At 69.4% G+C, this 16,712-nt stretch carries 15 protein-coding genes; 10 read left to right on the top strand and 5 right to left on the bottom strand.

The annotated features are described in order from the left end of the window. Nucleotides 1–118 precede the first annotated feature (118 nt). From ABS41_RS13545 to ABS41_RS13530, 4 genes are read right to left on the bottom strand one after another with little or no spacing between them, the layout of a single operon-like run. Complete coding sequence (locus ABS41_RS13545) at nt 119–520, bottom strand: DUF1801 domain-containing protein (protein ID WP_290595154.1); 402 nt, start codon at nt 518–520, stop codon at nt 119–121. Beyond that, nucleotides 510–2,057, bottom strand: coding sequence for an MFS transporter (locus tag ABS41_RS13540; protein WP_290595153.1), 1,548 nt, complete (start codon nt 2,055–2,057; stop codon nt 510–512). The genes ABS41_RS13545 and ABS41_RS13540 overlap by 11 nt, the downstream gene beginning before the upstream one ends. Further along, nucleotides 2,044–3,333 (bottom strand): FAD-binding oxidoreductase, encoded by a 1,290-nt coding sequence (locus tag ABS41_RS13535; protein ID WP_290595152.1) that lies wholly within the window; start codon nt 3,331–3,333, stop codon nt 2,044–2,046. Before ABS41_RS13535 ends, ABS41_RS13540 begins: the two co-directional genes overlap by 14 nt. Nucleotide 3,334: 1 nt before the next feature. Then, on the bottom strand, nt 3,335–4,711 hold the full coding sequence (locus ABS41_RS13530; RefSeq protein WP_290595151.1) for a glutamine synthetase family protein: 1,377 nt from the start codon (nt 4,709–4,711) through the stop codon (nt 3,335–3,337). A 125-nt stretch (nt 4,712–4,836) separates the two neighbouring features. Between ABS41_RS13530 and ABS41_RS13525 the strand changes: the two genes are divergently transcribed. From ABS41_RS13525 to msrB, 10 genes are all read left to right on the top strand, one after another. Further along, nucleotides 4,837–5,607, top strand: coding sequence for a gamma-glutamyl-gamma-aminobutyrate hydrolase family protein (locus ABS41_RS13525; protein WP_290595150.1), 771 nt, complete (start codon nt 4,837–4,839; stop codon nt 5,605–5,607). A gap of 5 nt (nt 5,608–5,612) precedes the next feature. Beyond that, the gene (locus ABS41_RS13520; protein ID WP_290595149.1) at nt 5,613–6,998 is read left to right on the top strand and encodes a glutamine synthetase family protein; all 1,386 of its coding nucleotides are present in this window, start codon (nt 5,613–5,615) and stop codon (nt 6,996–6,998) included. A gap of 14 nt (nt 6,999–7,012) precedes the next feature. Then, the gene (locus ABS41_RS13515; protein WP_290595148.1) at nt 7,013–8,386 is read left to right on the top strand and encodes an aspartate aminotransferase family protein; all 1,374 of its coding nucleotides are present in this window, start codon (nt 7,013–7,015) and stop codon (nt 8,384–8,386) included. A 95-nt stretch (nt 8,387–8,481) separates the two neighbouring features. Beyond that, entirely contained in the window at nt 8,482–9,633 is a 1,152-nt protein-coding gene (locus ABS41_RS13510) for an extracellular solute-binding protein (protein ID WP_290595147.1), read from the top strand. Nucleotides 9,634–9,639: 6 nt separating this feature from the next. Beyond that, complete coding sequence (gene potA, locus ABS41_RS13505) at nt 9,640–10,785, top strand: polyamine ABC transporter ATP-binding protein (protein ID WP_290595146.1); 1,146 nt, start codon at nt 9,640–9,642, stop codon at nt 10,783–10,785. Between the two features lie 5 nt (nt 10,786–10,790). After that, nucleotides 10,791–11,699, top strand: a complete 909-nt coding sequence (locus ABS41_RS13500) for an ABC transporter permease subunit (protein ID WP_290595155.1) — start codon at nt 10,791–10,793, stop codon at nt 11,697–11,699. Continuing rightward, nucleotides 11,696–12,541: an ABC transporter permease subunit gene (locus ABS41_RS13495; RefSeq protein ID WP_290595145.1), complete on the top strand. Its 846-nt coding sequence runs from the start codon at nt 11,696–11,698 to the stop codon at nt 12,539–12,541. Before ABS41_RS13500 ends, ABS41_RS13495 begins: the two co-directional genes overlap by 4 nt. A 4-nt stretch (nt 12,542–12,545) precedes the next feature. After that, complete coding sequence (locus ABS41_RS13490) at nt 12,546–13,904, top strand: NAD-dependent succinate-semialdehyde dehydrogenase (protein ID WP_290595144.1); 1,359 nt, start codon at nt 12,546–12,548, stop codon at nt 13,902–13,904. A 95-nt stretch (nt 13,905–13,999) separates the two neighbouring features. Further along, the gene (locus ABS41_RS13485) at nt 14,000–14,473 is read left to right on the top strand and encodes a hypothetical protein (protein WP_290595143.1); all 474 of its coding nucleotides are present in this window, start codon (nt 14,000–14,002) and stop codon (nt 14,471–14,473) included. A gap of 1 nt (nt 14,474) precedes the next feature. Further along, nucleotides 14,475–14,921 (top strand): peptide-methionine (R)-S-oxide reductase MsrB, encoded by a 447-nt coding sequence (gene msrB, locus ABS41_RS13480; protein WP_290595142.1) that lies wholly within the window; start codon nt 14,475–14,477, stop codon nt 14,919–14,921. A gap of 22 nt (nt 14,922–14,943) precedes the next feature. Here msrB and ABS41_RS13475 read toward each other — a convergent pair whose 3' ends face one another. Further along, nucleotides 14,944–16,527 (bottom strand): inorganic phosphate transporter, encoded by a 1,584-nt coding sequence (locus ABS41_RS13475; RefSeq protein ID WP_290595141.1) that lies wholly within the window; start codon nt 16,525–16,527, stop codon nt 14,944–14,946. Nucleotides 16,528–16,712: the final 185 nt, after the last annotated feature.

Raw genomic sequence — 16,712 nt, 5'->3', positions numbered from 1 at the left:
GCCCATTTTTCCATCTCCCCTGGCGAAAGAATCACTGATCCGGCCAAACCGCCGGACCCAGCCGCCAGCCAGATGGCGAGTTTTTCAACGGAATAGGCCGAAAGCGGACGCCCACGCCTCAAACCCTTTCGATCCAGGCCCGCAGCAGCTCCTGAAGCGCCTGTAGTTTCGCGGCTAGATCCGCCTCGTCGCGAAATTCGACGATGGCACGGTCGGCAGCGAGCCACTTGAGCAGGCCCTGGGGATCTGGAACGGCGAGGCCGCCCTCGGGCAGCGCCCGGGCCTTGGCGCCGCGGTGGAGGATCAGGCCGAAGCCCTGTTTGCTGCGCAGGTGCGTGGTGGCGAAATACTCGTGGGTGCGCCAGCTGGGCGCATTCCACTTCACGCCTTCCTGGATGCGCGGGTCCGTTGCGGCCAGGCAGCGGCGCAGGGCCTGGATGCCGGCATGGTGCGGGTGCGACAGGGTTGCCATCAGGGCATCGACGGCTTCGCTCGTGTCCTGGCGGGTGTCATGGGGCATGGTTGTCTCCCGGAACTGAACCAGGCGCCTCGAGGCGCCGGCGCAGGGAAATGATCACGGCCATGCCCGCCAGGCTGAGCGCGCCGCACAGCCAGGCGGCCTGTTCGAGCGTGCGGGTGTAAACGGCACGGGCCGCGGCCAGCATCGGTTCGCCGGCCGCGCCCAGTTCGCGCGCCGCACCGACGGCGCCGCCCAGCGTGTCGCGCGCGGCCTCGAGGGCGCCGGGCGGCAGGCCCGCCGGCAGGCCGGTTTCAATGCCGCCGCGGTAGAGCGCCGTCACCACGCTGCCCAGCACGGCGATGCCGAGCGCGCCGCCGAATTCGAAGCTGGTTTCCGACATGCCCGAGGCCACGCCGGCGCGTTCGGGCGGCACGGCCGACATCACCAGGCCGGTGGTGAGCGCGCCGATGGGCGCCAGGCCCATGCAGAACACGGTGTAGCCGACCATCAGCCAGAAGAAGCTCAGGTTGCCCAACTGCGTGAGCAGGGCGAAACCCAGCACCGACAGGCCCAGCCCGCCGGCGATGACGTTGGCCACGCCCAGTCGCTGGGCCAGCGGCGGCCCGGACAGCGAGCCGATCACGAACACCACGCCCGAAGGCAGCGTCCACAGCCCGGCCTGCAGCGGGCTCAGGCCGAGCACCAGCTGGAAATACTGGGCGACGAACAGGAAGAAGCCGAAGGCCACGAACATCGTGATGATGTTGCAGGCCAGGGCCGCGCCGAAACGCGGCTCGGCGAACAGGCGCACGTCGATCATCGGGTCGGCCAGGCGGGTCTGGCGGCGCAGGAAGACCCGGGCCAGCACCACGCCTAGCACCACGGCCAGCAGCGGTGCCAGGGCGAAGCCGCCTTCGGCCAGGCGCTTGATGCCGTAGATCACCGACAGCACGGCGCTGGTGGCGAGCACGGCGCTGGGCAGGTCGAGCCGGCCGGCGTTCTCGTCGCGGAACTCCGGCAGCAGCAGCGGCCCGAGCACCAGCAGCAGCACCATGGCCGGCACCGCGATCAGGAACACCGAGCCCCACCAGAAGTGCTCGAGCAGCAGGCCGCCGAACAGCGGCCCGAGGATGCCGCCGGCCGAAAACGCCGCCACCCACACGCCGATGGCGAAGCCGCGCTGGGCTTCGTCGAGGAACATGTTGCGGATCAACGAGAGCGTCGAGGGCGAGAGCGTCGCGGCGGTGACGCCCAGCAGGGCGCGGCTGGCGATCAGCATCTCCGCGCTGGTCGAGAACGCCGCCAGCACCGAGGCCGCGCCGAAGGCCGCCGCGCCGATCATCAGCAGCTTGCGCCGGCCGATGCGGTCGCCCAGCGTGCCCATGGTCACGAGGAAACCGGCCAGCAGGAAGCCGTAGATGTCCACCATCCACAGCAGCTGGGTGGAGCTGGGCCGCAGCTGCTCGGCGATCTGCGGCAGCGCCAGGTACAGTACCGTCAGGTCCATCGAATAGATCAGGCAGGGCAGGGCCAGCACGGCCAGGCCGATCCATTCGCGGGCAGTGGCTTTGGGCTGATTCTCGTTACCAGAGCGCATCCCGCAGCTTGTACCACGCCATCGCCGCCACCAGCAGGGGCGTGCGCAGGGCGCGGCCGCCGGGGAAGGGGCGGTGCGGGATGCGGGCGAAGGCGTCCAGGCGCCCGGCCTGGCCGCGGATGGCCTCGGCGATCACGCGCCCGGCCAGGCCGGTGGCGGCCACGCCGTGGCCGCTGAAGCCCTGGGCGAAATAGATGTTGTCGCCCAGCCGGCCCCAGTGCGGCGCGCGGTTGAGGCTGATGTCGATCAGGCCGCCCCAGACCTGCTCGAACTTCACGTCGGCCAGTTGCGGGAAGACGCGGCGCATGCGGTGCGTCATCACGCCCGGCAGGTTGGGCGGGGGCAGGGTGGAGTAGCTGGCGCGGCCGCCGAACAGCAGGCGGTGGTCGGCGCTGAGGCGGAAGTAGTCCAGGGCCCAGTTGATGTCGGCCACGGCCATGTCGTTGCGGATGAGTGCGCGGGCGCGCTCGGCGCCCAGCGGCGCGGTGGCACCGACGTAGGTGCCCACCGGCATGATCTTCGCGTCGAGCTCGGGCGCGATGCCGTGAGCCAGCGCGTTGCCGGCCAGCACCACGAAGCTGGCCTCGACCTCGCCGTTGGCGGTGCGAAGCAGCGGCCTGGCGGCGCGCGTGAGCGAGAGCACCTCGCTGCGCTCGAAAATGCGGGCACCCGCCGCTTCGGCGGCGCGGGCGACGCCCAGGGTGTAGTTGAGCGGATGCAGGTGGCCCGAGCGCGCGTCGAACAGCGCGCCGATATAGCGCGGGCTCGGCAGCACGGCCTGAAGCTGCTCGCGCTCCCACCAGTCCACGCCGTAGCCGTAGTTCGTGGCCAGGTCGGCCTGCCAGGCCTTGAGCTCGGTGACGTGCCGCGGCTTGATGGCCACGTGGGCGTGGCCATCGCGCCAGTGCGCGCCGATGCCGTGTCTGGCGATGCGTTGCTTCACGAGCTCGACGCCTTCGACCGACCAGTCGAACAGGCGCTTCGATTCCTCCGCGCCCAGCATCGCCGCGATCTTGGCCTGGTCGCAGCCGAAGCCGAAGATCACCTGGCCGCCGTTGCGGCCGCTGGCGCCCCAGCCCACGCGCTCGGCCTCGAGCACCACCACGTCCAGCCCGGCCTCGGCCAGCTCCAGCGCGGCCGACAGGCCCGACAGGCCCGCGCCCATCACGACCACGTCGCAGCGGAGGCGGCCTTCGAGCGCGGGGCGGGCAGGCGAGGGCGTGGCCGAACGCGAATACCAGGAATCGACGTGCGCCGCGGGCTTGCGCACGGCCATGTCAGACCTGCCGCAGGTACCAGTCCACTTCCAGCGAGGTCACCTCGCGCTGGAAGCTGCGCAGCTCCTTGAGCTTCTGCTGGCCGTAGATGTGCCGGAAGCGCTCGCCGAAGTGCCGCACCACGAAGTCGCTGGCCATGAAGTCCTTGAGCGTGTCGCGCCAGAACAGCTCGCGCGCCTCGCCCTGTTCATAGGCATTGCCCACCGTCGGCGGGCCCGGGTCGCCCTTGTCCTGCAGGCCCTGGAGCATGCCGGCCAGCACCGCGGCGGTGACCAGGTAGGGGTTGGCGTCGGCGCCGGCGATGCGGTGCTCGATGCGCACGTTGGCCGCGTCGCTGTGCGGGATGCGCATGGCCACGGTGCGGTTGTTGAAGCCCCAGGCGTCGTTGAGCGGCACGAAGGCATTGAGCACGAAGCGCCGGTAGCTGTTGGCGTGCGGGGCGAACATCAGCATGCAGTCGCGGCTGGCGGCCTGCAGGCCGGCCACGGCGTGGCGCAGGGCGTCGCTGGGCGCCGAGGGCTCGCAGGCGAAGATGTTGCGGCCGTCGGCATCGAGCACGCTGGCGTGGATGTGGGCGCCGCTGCCGGCCTGGTCGGCGAAGGGCTTGGCCATGAAGCTGGCCAGCAGCCCGCGCCGGGTGGCGACGGCCTTGATGGCGCGCTTGAGCATGATCGCGTCGTCGCAGGCCTGCAGGGCGTCGGCGCGGTGCTTGAGGTTGATCTCGAACTGGCCCGGCGCGTATTCGGCCACGGCCGTGTCGGCCGGGATGCCCTGGGCGCGGCAGGCGGCGGCCACCTCGTCGGTGAACTCGCGGTAATCGTCCAGGTCCTGGATGTAATAGACCTGCGTGCTGTGGTTGCGCTCGCCGGTGGCCGGGTTGCGCGCCACCTGCGGGTGGCCGCGGTCGTCCACCTGGTTGTCGAGCAGGTAGAACTCCAGCTCCACCGCCACCACCGGGGTCAGGCCCAGGGCCTGGTACTGCGCCAGCACGCGCCGCAGCACTTCGCGCGGCTGTACCTCGAACATGCCGCCGGCGCCGTCCTCCATCTGCAGCAGCAGCTGGGCCGAGGGGCGGGGCTGCCAGGGCACGGGGCGCAGGCTGCCCGGCACCGGCCGGCAGATGCGGTCCTCGTCGCCGATGTCGTAGCCCAGGCCGGTTTCCTCCACCGTGTTGCCGGTGATGTCGGTGGCCACCAGCGACATGGGCAGGCAGACGCCGTCCTTGTAGGCCTTCTCCAGGGCGTCGCGGCTGATGCGCTTGCCGCGCAGCAGGCCGTTCATGTCCGGAAGCAGCAGGTCGATCTGCTCGCAATCCCGGAGCTGGGCCAGGGTGGCGGCGTCTTCGGCGGGCAGGGCGAGCTGGTTCATGACGGGCATCCGCAGGGGTGCCGGGAGTCTGGCATCGGGGGTTGAGATTGTAAAGAATCCTCATCATTCGGGCCGATACGTTGATAAAATCAAACGGCCGGAGTAAGGTCGGGCATCCCCTCGCCGAGGCTCGTATGCGTCCAAGCCCGCTGGTCGGCCTGCCCTGCGATCGCAAGCAGATCGGTCACCACCCCTTCCAGGCGGTGGGCGAGAAATACGTGCGGGCCGTGGTCGACGGGGCAGGCTGTCTGCCGGTGTTGCTGCCCTCGCTGGCACCGCCGCTGGAGCACGCCGCGCTGCTCGACCGCCTCGACGGCCTGCTTCTTACCGGCGCGCCCAGCAACATCGAGCCGCACCACTACGGCACCGAGCCCAGCTACGAGGGCAACCTGCACGACCCGGCGCGCGACGCCAACACCCTCGAGCTGGTGAGCCTGGCCATCGAACGCGGCCTGCCGGTGCTGGCCATCTGCCGCGGCTTCCAGGAAGTGAACGTGGCCCTGGGCGGCACGCTGCACCAGAAGGTGCACGAGATCATCGGCTTCAACGATCACCGCGAGAACAAGGACGACCCGCTGGGCGTGCAGTACGCACCCTCGCACCCGGTCGAGCTCGCCGAGGGCGGCTGGCTGCACCGCATCGCCGGCACGCGCGAGGTGATGGTCAATTCCCTGCACGGGCAGGGCCTGCGGCAGCTGGCGCCGGGCCTGGTGGTCGAGGCCATCGCGCCCGACGGCCTGGTCGAGGCGGTGCGGCTCGACCGCGGCCGGCCCGACGCCCCCGATCCATTCCTGCTGGCCGTGCAGTGGCACCCGGAGTGGCGGGTCACCGAGAACCCGTTCTACCTGGGCATCTTCCAGGCGTTCGCGGCCGCATGCCGCCAACGCGCGCAGCAAAGGCAGTAAGGCCCATGGCCAAGAAGAAAATCCCGCGACAGACCGAGCAGGAACAGCAGGAAAGCGCCATCAAGCGCTGGCTCAAGGAGCGCCGCATCACCGAGGTCGAGTGCCTGGTGCCCGACATCACCGGCAACGCCCGCGGCAAGATCATCCCGGCCGCCAAGTTCTCGCACGACTACGGCACCCGCCTGCCCGAAGGCATCTTCGCCACCACCGTCACCGGCGACTACCCGGACGAGTACGACGAGCTGGTCAGCCCCTCCGATTCGGACATGGTGCTGCGGCCCGACCCCGACACCATCCGCATGGTGCCCTGGGCCACCGACCCCACCGCCCAGGTCATCCACGACTGCTACACCAAGGACGGCCGCCCGCACGAGCTGGCGCCGCGCAACGTGCTCAAGCGCGTGCTCTCGCTGTACGAGGGCATCGGCCTGCAGCCGGTGATCGCGCCCGAGCTGGAGTTCTTCCTGGTCCAGCGCAACACCGACCCGGACTTCCCGCTGCAGCCGCCGGCCGGCCGCAACGGCCGCCCCGAGACGGCGCGGCAGTCGTATTCGATCGACGCGGTCAACGAGTTCGACCCCATCCTCGACCTGATGTACGACTACTGCGAGGCGATGGAGCTGGACGTGGACACGCTGGTGCACGAGTCCGGCGCCGCCCAGCTCGAGGTCAACTTCGTGCACGCCGACCCGCTCTCGCGCGCCGACCAGGTGTTCCTGTTCAAGCGCAGCATGCGCGAGGCGGCGATGCGCCACGGCATCTACGCCACCTTCCTGGCCAAGCCGATGGAGAACGAGCCGGGCAGCTCGATGCACATCCACCAGAGCCTGCACAGCCTCAAGACCGGCAAGAACGTCTTCTCGGCGGGCAAGGCCGGGGCGCACACCGAGACCTTCCTGCATTACCTGGGCGGCCTGCAGAAGTACGTGCCGGCGGCGATGGCCTTCTTCGGCCCGAACGTGAACTCCTACCGGCGCCTGGCCTTCGGCGAGGTCTCGCCCAAGAACGTGCAGTGGGGCTACGACAACCGCACCTGCGGCCTGCGCGTGCCGATGGACACGCCCGAGAACGCCCGCGTCGAAAGCCGCTTCGCGGGTTCGGACGTCAACCCCTACCTGGCGCTGGCGGCCACCCTGGCCTGCGGCTACCTGGGCATCAAGGAAAAGATCCAGCCCACCGAGCCGCTCTCGGGCAGCGCCCACGCCAAGGGCTACGACCTGCCGCGCTCGCTCGAGGAGGCGCTGGCCGAGCTGCGCGCCTGCAAGCCGCTGCGCACGCTGCTGGGCGAGCGCTTCGTGCGCGCCTACGCGGCCGTCAAGGACAAGGAACACCAGACCTACCTGCGCGTGATCAGCTCCTGGGAACGCGAGTTCCTGCTGCTCAACGTCTGAACCCCGGAGACGACATGGAATCGATCGACACCCGCACCCTGCAGCAGCTCGACGCCGCCCACCACCTGCACCCGTTCAACGACAACGCGGCGCTGGCCAAGAAGGGCACGCGCATCCTGACCAAGGGCGAGGGCTGCTACGTCTGGGACGCCGAGGGCAACCAGCTGCTCGACGCCTTCGCCGGCCTGTGGTGCGTGAACATCGGCTACGGCCGCAAGGAGCTGGGCGAGGTGGCCTCGCGCCAGATGACCCAGCTGGCCTACTACAACAGCTTCTTCCAGTGCACCACCGAGCCCACGGTGCGGCTGTCGGCCAAGCTCGCCGAACTCACGCCGCACGACCTCAACCACGCCTTCTTCACCAACTCGGGCTCGGAGGCCAACGACACCATCCTGCGCATGGTGCGGCACTTCTGGGCGGTGCAGGGCAAGCCGGAAAAGCGCATCTTCATCGGCCGCCACGACGGCTACCACGGCTCCACCGTGGCCGGCGCCAGCCTCGGCGGCATGCGCGGCATGCACAAGCAGGGCGGGCTGCCGATCCCGGACATCCAGCACATCGCGCCGCCGTACTGGTTCGGAGACGGCGGCGACCTCGACGAGGAAGAGTACGGCCGCGTGGCCGCCAAGCGCCTGGAGGACAAGATCCTCGAGCTCGGGCCGCAGAACGTGGCCGCCTTCATCGGCGAGCCGGTGATGGGCGCCATCGGCGTCTACATCCCGCCGCGCAACTACTGGAAGGAGATCGAGCGCATCTGCCGCCAGTACGACGTGCTGCTGGTGGCCGACGAGGTCATCTGCGGCTTCGGCCGCACCGGCAACTGGTTCGCCGCCGAGACCTACGACTTCCGCCCCGACGTGATGACCCTGGCCAAGGGCATCACCTCGGGCTACATCCCGCTGGGCGCGGTGATGTTCAACGACCGCGTGGCCGGCGTGCTGGCGACCCAGGGCGGCGAGCTGGCCCACGGCTACACCTATTCGGGCCACCCGGTGTGCGCGGCCGTCGCGCTGGAGAACATCCGCATCCTGCAGGAGGAGAAGCTGGTCGAGCGCTGCCGCGACGACATCGGCCCCTACCTGGCGCAGAAGTGGAAAGCCCTGGGCGAACATCCGCTGGTGGGCGAGGCCCGCATCGTCGGCATGGTCGGCGCGCTCGAGCTGGTGCCGCGCAAGCCCGCCCGCGAGTATTTCCCGGACCGGGGCAGGGTGGGGCAGATGTGCCGCGACTTCGCCCTGCGCAATGGCCTGATCCTGCGCGCCACCAATGACGCGATGCTGCTCTCGCCGCCGCTGGTGATCACCCGCGCCCAGGTCGACGAGCTGGCCGGGAAGGCCTGGCGCGCGCTCGACCTGACCGCGCGCGAGCTCGGCATCAAGACGTCGTGAAGACCAGGCCCGGCGCGGGCGGTAGCCGGCCGGGCCGTGTGTATGATGGAACCAGCAACACCAACGCTTAGTCCACCTTTGAGGGGAGTGTGCCGATGAAAGCCAGGATGTCTGCTCTTTGCCTTGCCCTTGCGCTGGCCGGTTGCGGCGGCGACAAGCCCGCCACCGAAGCCGGCGCCGCCGCGCCCGCCGCCCAGGGCGGCTCGAAGGTGCTCAACGTCTACAACTGGTCGGACTACATCGGCGAGGACACCATCGCCGGCTTCCAGGCCGAGACGGGCATCAAGGTCACCTACGACGTCTTCGACTCCAACGAGGTGCTCGAGGCCAAGCTCATGGCCGGCAACACCGGCTACGACATCGTCGTGCCTTCGCTCACCTTCCTCTCGCGCCAGGTGCAGGCCGGCGTGTTCCGGGAGATCGACAAGTCGCGCCTGTCGAACTATGGCAACCTCGATCCGGAGTTCATGGCGCTGCTGGCGCAGAACGACCCGGGCAACGCCCACTCGCTGCCCTATCTGTGGGGCACCACCGGCATCGGCTACAACGTGCAGAAGGTGAAGGAAGTGCTGGGCGAGGACGCGCCGGTGGACAGCTGGGCGCTGGTGTTCGAGCCGGCCAACCTCGCCAAGCTCAAGGGCTGCGGCGTGGCCATCCTCGACACCCCGTCCGAGATCATCCCGCCGGTGCTGCAGTACCTCGGCGAGGAGCCCAACAGCTTCGACGAGGCGGTGATCCAGAAGGGTGTCGACCGCCTGCGCGAGCTGCGCCCGCACATCACCTATTTCCACTCCTCGCAGTTCATCAACGACCTGGCCAACGGCGACATCTGCGTGGCCGTGGGCTGGTCGGGCGACATCATCCAGGCCCAGGCCCGCGCCGCCGAGGCCGCCGAGGCCAACCCCGGCAAGCCGGCGGTGGAAGTGGCCTACTCGATCCCGAAGGAAGGCGCGCCGATGTGGTTCGACATGCTGGCCATCCCCAAGGATGCCCGCAACGTCGACAACGCCTACCTGTTCCTCGACTACCTGATGCGCCCGGACGTGATGGCCGGCATCCAGAACTACGTGATGTACGCCAGCGCCAACACCGCCGCGCTGCCGATGGTGGACGAGGCCGTGCTCAACGATCCGGGCATCTACCCGGACGAGGAGACCAAGGCCAAGCTCTTCACCCTGGCGGTGCTGCCGCCCGAGGTGGACCGCCTGTTCACCCGCCACTGGACCACCCTCAAGACCGGGCAGTAAGCGCGCATGGCAGCGACCGCGAACGGCGTCCTGGCGGGCGCCCCCAAGAACGACAAACTGGGCGCCGAGGACTACCTGCGCATCGAATCGGTGCGCAAGGAGTTCGATGGCTTCGTGGCGGTGGACGACGTGAGCCTGTCGATCCGGCAGGGCGAGATCTTCGCCCTGCTGGGCGCCTCGGGCTGCGGCAAGTCCACCCTGCTGCGCTGCCTCGCGGGCTTCGAGAAGCCGACCAAGGGCCGGATCGTTCTCGACGGCCAGGACATCACCGGCCTGCCGCCCTACGAGCGGCCGCTGAACATGATGTTCCAGTCCTACGCGCTGTTCCCGCACATGAGCGTGGAGCAGAACGTGGCCTTCGGCCTCAGGCAGGACGGCATGCCCAAGGCCGAAGCCGCGCGCCGCGTGCAGGAAATGCTGGCGCTGGTGCAGATGGAGAAGTACGCGCGGCGCAAGCCGCACCAGCTCTCCGGCGGCCAGCAGCAGCGCGTGGCGCTGGCCCGCTCGCTGGCCAAGGGCCCGAAGCTGCTGCTGCTCGACGAACCGATGGGCGCGCTCGACAAGAAGCTGCGCTCGCAGATGCAGCTCGAGCTGGTGAACATCGTCGAGCGCCTGGGCGTGACCTGCGTGATGGTCACCCACGACCAGGAAGAGGCCATGACCATGGCCCACCGCATCGCCATCATGGACTCGGGCTGGATCCGCCAGGTCGGCACCCCGGATGAAATCTACGAGCAGCCCAGCTGCCGGTTCACCGCCGAGTTCATCGGCTCGGTGAACCTCATCGAGGGCCGCATCAAGGACGACGAGAAGGACTTCATCACCATCACCAGCCCGGCGCTCGAGCACCTGGCCTACGTGGGGCACGGCGTCACCGGCTTCGAGGGGCAGGAAGTGGCGCTGGCCATCCGGCCCGAGAAGATCCAGGTCGACAAGGACGAGCCGGCGCAGCCGCACAACAAGGTGCGCGGCAGCATCGAGGACATCGCCTATTTCGGCAGCCACTCGGTTTTCCATGTCCGCCTGCCGGGCGGCACCAAGCTGCTGGCGAACATGGTCAACAGCCAGCGCTGGGCCAGCGAGCGCTTCACCTGGAACGACGAGGTGTGGCTGAGCTGGGACGACCAGGCGGGCGTGGTGCTCACCTCGTGAAGAACCTGGGACGCTCGCTGCGAAAGCGCCTGCCCGGCCCGCGCTGGCTGGTGATCGGCGTGCCCTACCTGTGGATGCTGCTGTTCTTCGCCATCCCCTTCGCCATCGCCCTGCAGATCAGCTTCTCCAGCGCGGCCATCGCCATGCCGCCCTACACCGAGCTGGTGTCCTGGGCCGGCGACAAGCTCGAGATCACGCTCAACACCGGCAACTACCTGTTCCTGGTGCGCGACAGCCTGTACGTGAAGGCCTACCTGAGCTCGCTCGAGATCGCGGTGGTCTCCACCTTCCTGTGCCTGCTGGTGGGCTACCCGATCGCCTACGGCATCTCGCGCATGGACCCGGCCACGCGCAACATCGCGCTGATGCTGGTCATCCTGCCCAGCTGGACCTCGTTCCTCATCCGCATCTACGCCTGGGTGGGCATCCTCAAGAACAACGGCCTGCTCAACAACGTGCTCATGGGCATGGGCCTGATCGAGCAGCCGCTGGCCATCCTGCACACGCCGGTGGCGGTGTACATCGGCATCGTCTACGCCTACCTGCCGTTCATGGTGCTGCCGCTGTACGCCAACCTGGTCAAGCACGACCATCGCCTGCTCGAGGCCGCCAACGACCTCGGTGCGCCGCCGTGGAAGGCCTTCCTCACGGTCACGCTGCCGCTGTCGAAGGCGGGCATCATCGCCGGCTCGATGCTGGTGCTCATCCCGGTGGTGGGCGAGTTCGTCATCCCCGAGATGCTCGGCGGGCCCGACACGCTGATGATCGGCCGGGTGCTGTGGCAGGAGTTCTTCAACAACCGCGACTGGCCGGTGGCCTCGGCGGTGGCGATCGTGATGCTGGTGCTGCTGATCGTGCCGATCAGCATCTTCCACCGGTCGCAGTCGAAGGAAATGGAGTCGAGGCTGTCATGAGCCAGGCGCAGCGCACCTCGGCCTTCACCAAGACGATGCTCGTGCTGGGCTTCGTGTTCCTGTACGCGCCGATCCTGAGCCTGATGGTGTACTCGTTCAACGAATCGCGCCTGGTCACGGTGTGGTCGGGCTTCTCGGTGAAGTGGTACGGCGAGCTGTTCCGCGACAAGCAGATGATGGACGCCGCCTGGGTGAGCATCCAGGTGGCGTTCTGGACCGCCTGCGCGGCTGTCGTGCTGGGAACGATGGCTTCGATGGCGATGGTGCGCATGCGCCATTTCCCCGGCAAGACCATCTTCGGCGGCCTGATCACCGCGCCGCTGGTCATGCCCGAGGTCATCACGGGCCTGTCCATCCTGCTGCTGTTCGTGTCCTACGGCCCCACCATCGGCATCGGCGCCCAGCGCGGCATGCTCACCATCTGGATAGCCCACGTCACCTTCGCCATGGCCTTCGTGACCGTGGTCATCAGTTCGCGCCTGGCCGAGCTCGACCGCTCGCTCGAGGAGGCGGCGATGGACCTGGGCGCGAACCGGGTGAAGGTTTTCTTCGTGATCACCTTGCCCATCATTGCGCCGGCGCTGATCGCCGGCTGGCTGCTGGCCTTCACCCTGAGCCTGGACGACCTGGTGATCGCCAGCTTCGTGTCCGGCCCGTCGTCCACCACGCTGCCGATGAAGGTGTTTTCCTCGGTTCGCCTGGGCGTGAGCCCGAAGATCAATGCACTGGCGACGCTGATGATCGTCGCCGTGTCCATCGCCGCCGTGATCGGCTGGTGGGTGATGAGCCGCGAGGACAAGCGCCGCCGGCGCGACGCCCAGCTGGCCCTGCAGAAGGGTTGAAACCATGAGCCACGCCAACCGCGACCCCTGGACCGGGGAAGTCCGTCCGTTCCCGCTGATGCCGCCGGCCGCGGTCGAGGCCAGCCTGGCCGCCGCCGAGGCCGCGTTCCCGGCCTGGTCGGCGCTTTCGATCGACGAGCGAGCGGGGCACCTGCGCCGCGTCGCCGCCACGCTGCGCGCGCGCCGCGAGGACCTGGCCCTGACCATGTCGGCCGAGATGGGCAAGCTGCGCCGCGAGGCCCTGGCCGAGGTGGAGAAGAGCGCCTCGGCCTGCGAGTACTACGCCGACCACGCCGCCCGCTACCTGGCCGATCAGGCCATCGGCACCGAGGCCGCGCGCAGCTACGTGCGCTACGAGCCGCTGGGCTGCGTGCTGGCGATCATGCCGTGGAACTTCCCGGTCTGGCAGGTGTTCCGCTTCCTCGCACCGGGCCTGATGGCCGGCAACGTGGCCCTGCTCAAGCACGCCACCAACGTGCCGGCCTGCGCCGACGCCATCGCCGAGGTGCTGGCCGAGGCCGACGTGCCCGCCGGCGTGTTCGGCGTGCTGCACATCGACAACGAGCAGGCCGCGGCGGTCATCGCCGACCCGCGGGTCAAGGCCGTCACCCTGACCGGCAGCGAGCGCGCCGGCCGTTCGGTGGCCGCCACCGCCGGCGGTCACCTCAAGAAGTGCGTGCTCGAGCTCGGTGGCTCCGACCCCTTCATCGTGCTCGACGACGCCGACCTCGAGAAAACGGTGCCGGTGGCGGTGGCTTCGCGCTTCGGCAACGCCGGCCAGACCTGCATCGCCGCCAAGCGCTTCATCGTCACGCCCGGCATCGCCGACCGTTTCGTGCGCGCTTTTTGCGAGGCGGCCGCGAAGCTGCAGGTGGGCGACCCGAACGACGAGGCCACCACGCTGGCGCCCATGGCCCGCGCCGACCTGCGCGACGAACTGCACCGGCAGGTGATGGACAGCGTGGCCCGCGGTGCCCGCGTGCTGCTCGGCGGCCGGCCGGGGCAGGGCGACACCCACTACCCGGCGACCATTCTCGACGCCGTGGTGCCGGGCATGCCGGCCTGGGACGAAGAGCTGTTCGGCCCGGCGGCCTCGATCCTGCGCGTGGCCGACGAAAACGAGGCGGTGCGCGTGGCCAACGCCACCCGCTTCGGCCTGGGCGCCAGCGTCTGGACCGCCGACGCCCATCGCGGCGAGCGCCTGGCCCGGCGCATCCAGGCCGGCGCCTGCTTCGTCAACTCGCTGGTGCGCTCGGACGTGCGGCTGCCGTTCGGCGGCACCAAGGCCTCGGGCTTCGGCCGCGAGCTGGCCGAGCACGGCATCCACGAGTTCACCAACATCCAGACCATCTACGTGGCCTGAGCGGGACGGGGTCACATCCGCGTGAAAACGGGCTAGACTCGGCCCGTTGGCGTGGTCCGAAGGGGGCGGCCTGCCTGGTCCACAGGAGGATTCGCTTGGATACGAAAGCAATGCGGCCGCTGGCCGCCGTGACTCTTGCGCTGGCCCTCGCGGCCGGCGCGTCGCCCGTGCATGCGCAGGAGGCCGGGCTCGCCGAGGCCGGCGAAAAGCTGCGCGTGGCCGCCAGCGCCGTCGAAGCGGCGCTGGCTGAAGTGCAGGCCCGGCAGGCCCAGCTCGAGGCGGCCCGTGCCGCCCTGGCGGCGGCCGAGTCGGCCCGCGACCAGGCCGAGGACCGGCTGGCGCGCAGTGAAGCCCAGGCGGCCAAGGGCCAGATCACCCGCCGCCAGGTCGATGCCGACCGCGCGCTCGCCGACCGCTCGGTCGAGGCCGTGGCCGAGGCCCGCCGCCAGATCCAGCAGCTCGAGGCCGACATGAATGCCGGCCAGTCCACGCTGATGGCCGCCAAGTCGGCCGTCGATGCCGCGCGCGAGAGCGTGGTGGCCGCGCTGGGCCCCGATCCGAAGGGCTGAGATGCACCGCTGGCCTGACGTGCTGGCGCGGGTGCGCGGCGGCAATCCGCCGCCGCCCGCGCGCGTGGAAAAGTCCGAAGCCGAGTGGCGGGCCCGGCTCCCGCCCGACGTGTTCCAGGTCACCCGCCTGGCCGGCACCGAGCGGCCCTTCAGTTCTCCGCTGTGCGGGCTGTTCGAGCCGGGCCGCTACGGCTGCGCCTGTTGCGGCACGCCGCTGTTCGACGCCGGCACCAAGTTCGAGTCGGGCACCGGCTGGCCCTCGTTCACCGCTCCCTTGCAGGACGCCGCCGTGGCCTACCTGGGCGACGAAAGCCACGGCATGGTGCGGGTGGAGATCACCTGCAACGCCTGCGACGCCCACCTGGGCCACGTCTTCCCCGACGGCCCGCCGCCCACCGGGCTGCGCTACTGCGTCAACGCACTCTCGCTGCGCAAGCTGGGCGATTGAGCCGGTCGCGCGCGACGCGACCTCACTCCATCAACATGCCGCGCAGGGTGAAGAACAGGATCGCGGCGATGAAGGCCGAGGCCGGCACCGTGATCACCCAGGCCGCGGCGATGCGCAGCACGAGCGAACGCTTGACGAGCTCCTGCTTGTGGGCACGACGCAGCTTCTTGCGCTCGGCCTTGTCCAGGTGCTCCGGGGTCTCCTGGCGCGCCTTGTACTGGCGCTTGAGCTCGCGGAGCATCTCCCCGCGCGCGGTGATGTCGGCGGCGGTGAACCGGGCCATGAAGGCGTCGATGGCGGCCTGGTCGCCGGCGGGGTGGTGGGCCTTGATGTCCTCGACGATCCGGGTCCAGTTGGTCTTGAGGTACTCGCGCAGGAAGCCCACGCCGAACACCGCGCCCACGGCCACGTGGGTGGTGCTGATCGGCAGGCCCAGCTGGCTGGCCACGATCACGGTGAGGGTGGCCGCCATGGCGATGCAGAAGGCGCGCATCGGGTCGAGCTCGGTGATCTCCGAACCCACCGTGCGGATGACGCGCGGGCCGTACAGGGCCAGGCCGATGGCGATGCCCAGCGCGCCGCTCACCATCACCCACATCGGGATGGGCGCGGAGCCGGCGATCGCCTGGCCACCGACCACCACGTCGATGATGGCGGCCAGCGGGCCGATGGCGTTGGCCACGTCGTTCGAGCCGTGCGCGAAGCTGAGCAGGGCCGCGGCGAAGACCAGCGGCAGGGCGAACAGGCGGTTGATCGACTGCTTGCCGTTCTCGAGGCTGGCGGCCCGCCGCACCACGGCGGCCCGGGCCACGAACAGCACGATGCCGGCCACCACTAGGCCGATGAGCAGGGCGACGGGGAAGCTGACCGGGAACAGGCGGTCGAGGCCCTTGAGCATCAGGTAGGTGGCGAAGGCCCAGGCCATCAGCGCGATCAGCACCGGCACGTGGGTGCGCGCGGCGCTGACCATGTCGTGCTTGTAGGTGATGGTGCGCTTGATCAGGTACAGGAACAAGGCCGCGATGGCCGCGCCGAGCACGGGCGAGACCACCCAGCTGGCGACGATGCTGGTCATCTTGGTCCAGTTGACCACGTCGGTGCCGCCGCTGGCGGCGATGCCGGCGCCGAGCACCGCGCCGACGATCGAGTGGGTGGTCGAGATCGGGGCGCCGACCGCGCTGGCCAGGTTCAGCCACAGGGCGGCGGCCAGCAGGGCGGCCATCATCAGCCAGACGAAGGACTGGGGGTCCGGGATGAGTTCGGGATTGATGATGCCGCTGCGGATCGTGCCGACCACTTCGCCGCCGGCGATGATCGCGCCGGCCGCCTCGAAGATGGCGGCGATCAGCAGGGCGCCGCCCAGGGTCAGCACCTTCGAGCCCACGGCCGGGCCGACGTTGTTGGCGACGTCGTTGGCGCCGATGTTCATGGCCATGTAGGCGCCGAAGGCGGCGGCGATGGCCACGATGGGCACGCTGGTGGCGTCCCCGCGCATCAGCACGTAGCCGACGACGGCGGCGATGAAGAGCAGGCCGAGCAGGAGGCGGATTAGCTGCCCCGCGAAGGAATTGCCGGAGGGCGACGCGGAAGAGGTCTGGCTGGGCATGGGTCGGGAGGCCGGCTGGGGACGGACGGGGATGAAGGTCCGGTTTCCATTTTATGACATTCCGATGACTCGGGCGCCAAAAAAAAGGGGTATCCGGATTTTAGTGTGGGAAGACCGCACTAGCCCTTCTTGTCTGACAGCTCTCGTTCGGTAGGTTTCTGGTATCGCAAGGCTTACGCGCTTTT

It is taken from the genome of Arenimonas sp. SCN 70-307 (assembly GCF_001724815.1).
Taxonomy (GTDB): Bacteria; Pseudomonadota; Gammaproteobacteria; order Xanthomonadales; family Xanthomonadaceae; genus Arenimonas.
This window is presented reverse-complemented; position numbering and strand designations above follow the sequence as displayed.

Coding starts and splice junctions, on each gene's coding strand:
- ABS41_RS13510 (WP_290595147.1), top strand. CDS start 8,482: ATGAAAGCCAGGATGTCTGCTCTTTGCCTTGCCCTTGCGCTGGCCGGT.
- ABS41_RS13530 (WP_290595151.1), bottom strand. CDS start 4,711: ATGCCCGTCATGAACCAGCTCGCCCTGCCCGCCGAAGACGCCGCCACC.
- ABS41_RS13545 (WP_290595154.1), bottom strand. CDS start 520: ATGCCCCATGACACCCGCCAGGACACGAGCGAAGCCGTCGATGCCCTG.
- ABS41_RS13540 (WP_290595153.1), bottom strand. CDS start 2,057: ATGCGCTCTGGTAACGAGAATCAGCCCAAAGCCACTGCCCGCGAATGG.
- ABS41_RS13475 (WP_290595141.1), bottom strand. CDS start 16,527: ATGCCCAGCCAGACCTCTTCCGCGTCGCCCTCCGGCAATTCCTTCGCG.
- ABS41_RS13525 (WP_290595150.1), top strand. CDS start 4,837: ATGCGTCCAAGCCCGCTGGTCGGCCTGCCCTGCGATCGCAAGCAGATC.
- ABS41_RS13490 (WP_290595144.1), top strand. CDS start 12,546: ATGAGCCACGCCAACCGCGACCCCTGGACCGGGGAAGTCCGTCCGTTC.
- ABS41_RS13495 (WP_290595145.1), top strand. CDS start 11,696: ATGAGCCAGGCGCAGCGCACCTCGGCCTTCACCAAGACGATGCTCGTG.
- ABS41_RS13535 (WP_290595152.1), bottom strand. CDS start 3,333: ATGGCCGTGCGCAAGCCCGCGGCGCACGTCGATTCCTGGTATTCGCGT.
- ABS41_RS13520 (WP_290595149.1), top strand. CDS start 5,613: ATGGCCAAGAAGAAAATCCCGCGACAGACCGAGCAGGAACAGCAGGAA.
- ABS41_RS13515 (WP_290595148.1), top strand. CDS start 7,013: ATGGAATCGATCGACACCCGCACCCTGCAGCAGCTCGACGCCGCCCAC.
- msrB (WP_290595142.1), top strand. CDS start 14,475: ATGCACCGCTGGCCTGACGTGCTGGCGCGGGTGCGCGGCGGCAATCCG.
- potA (WP_290595146.1), top strand. CDS start 9,640: ATGGCAGCGACCGCGAACGGCGTCCTGGCGGGCGCCCCCAAGAACGAC.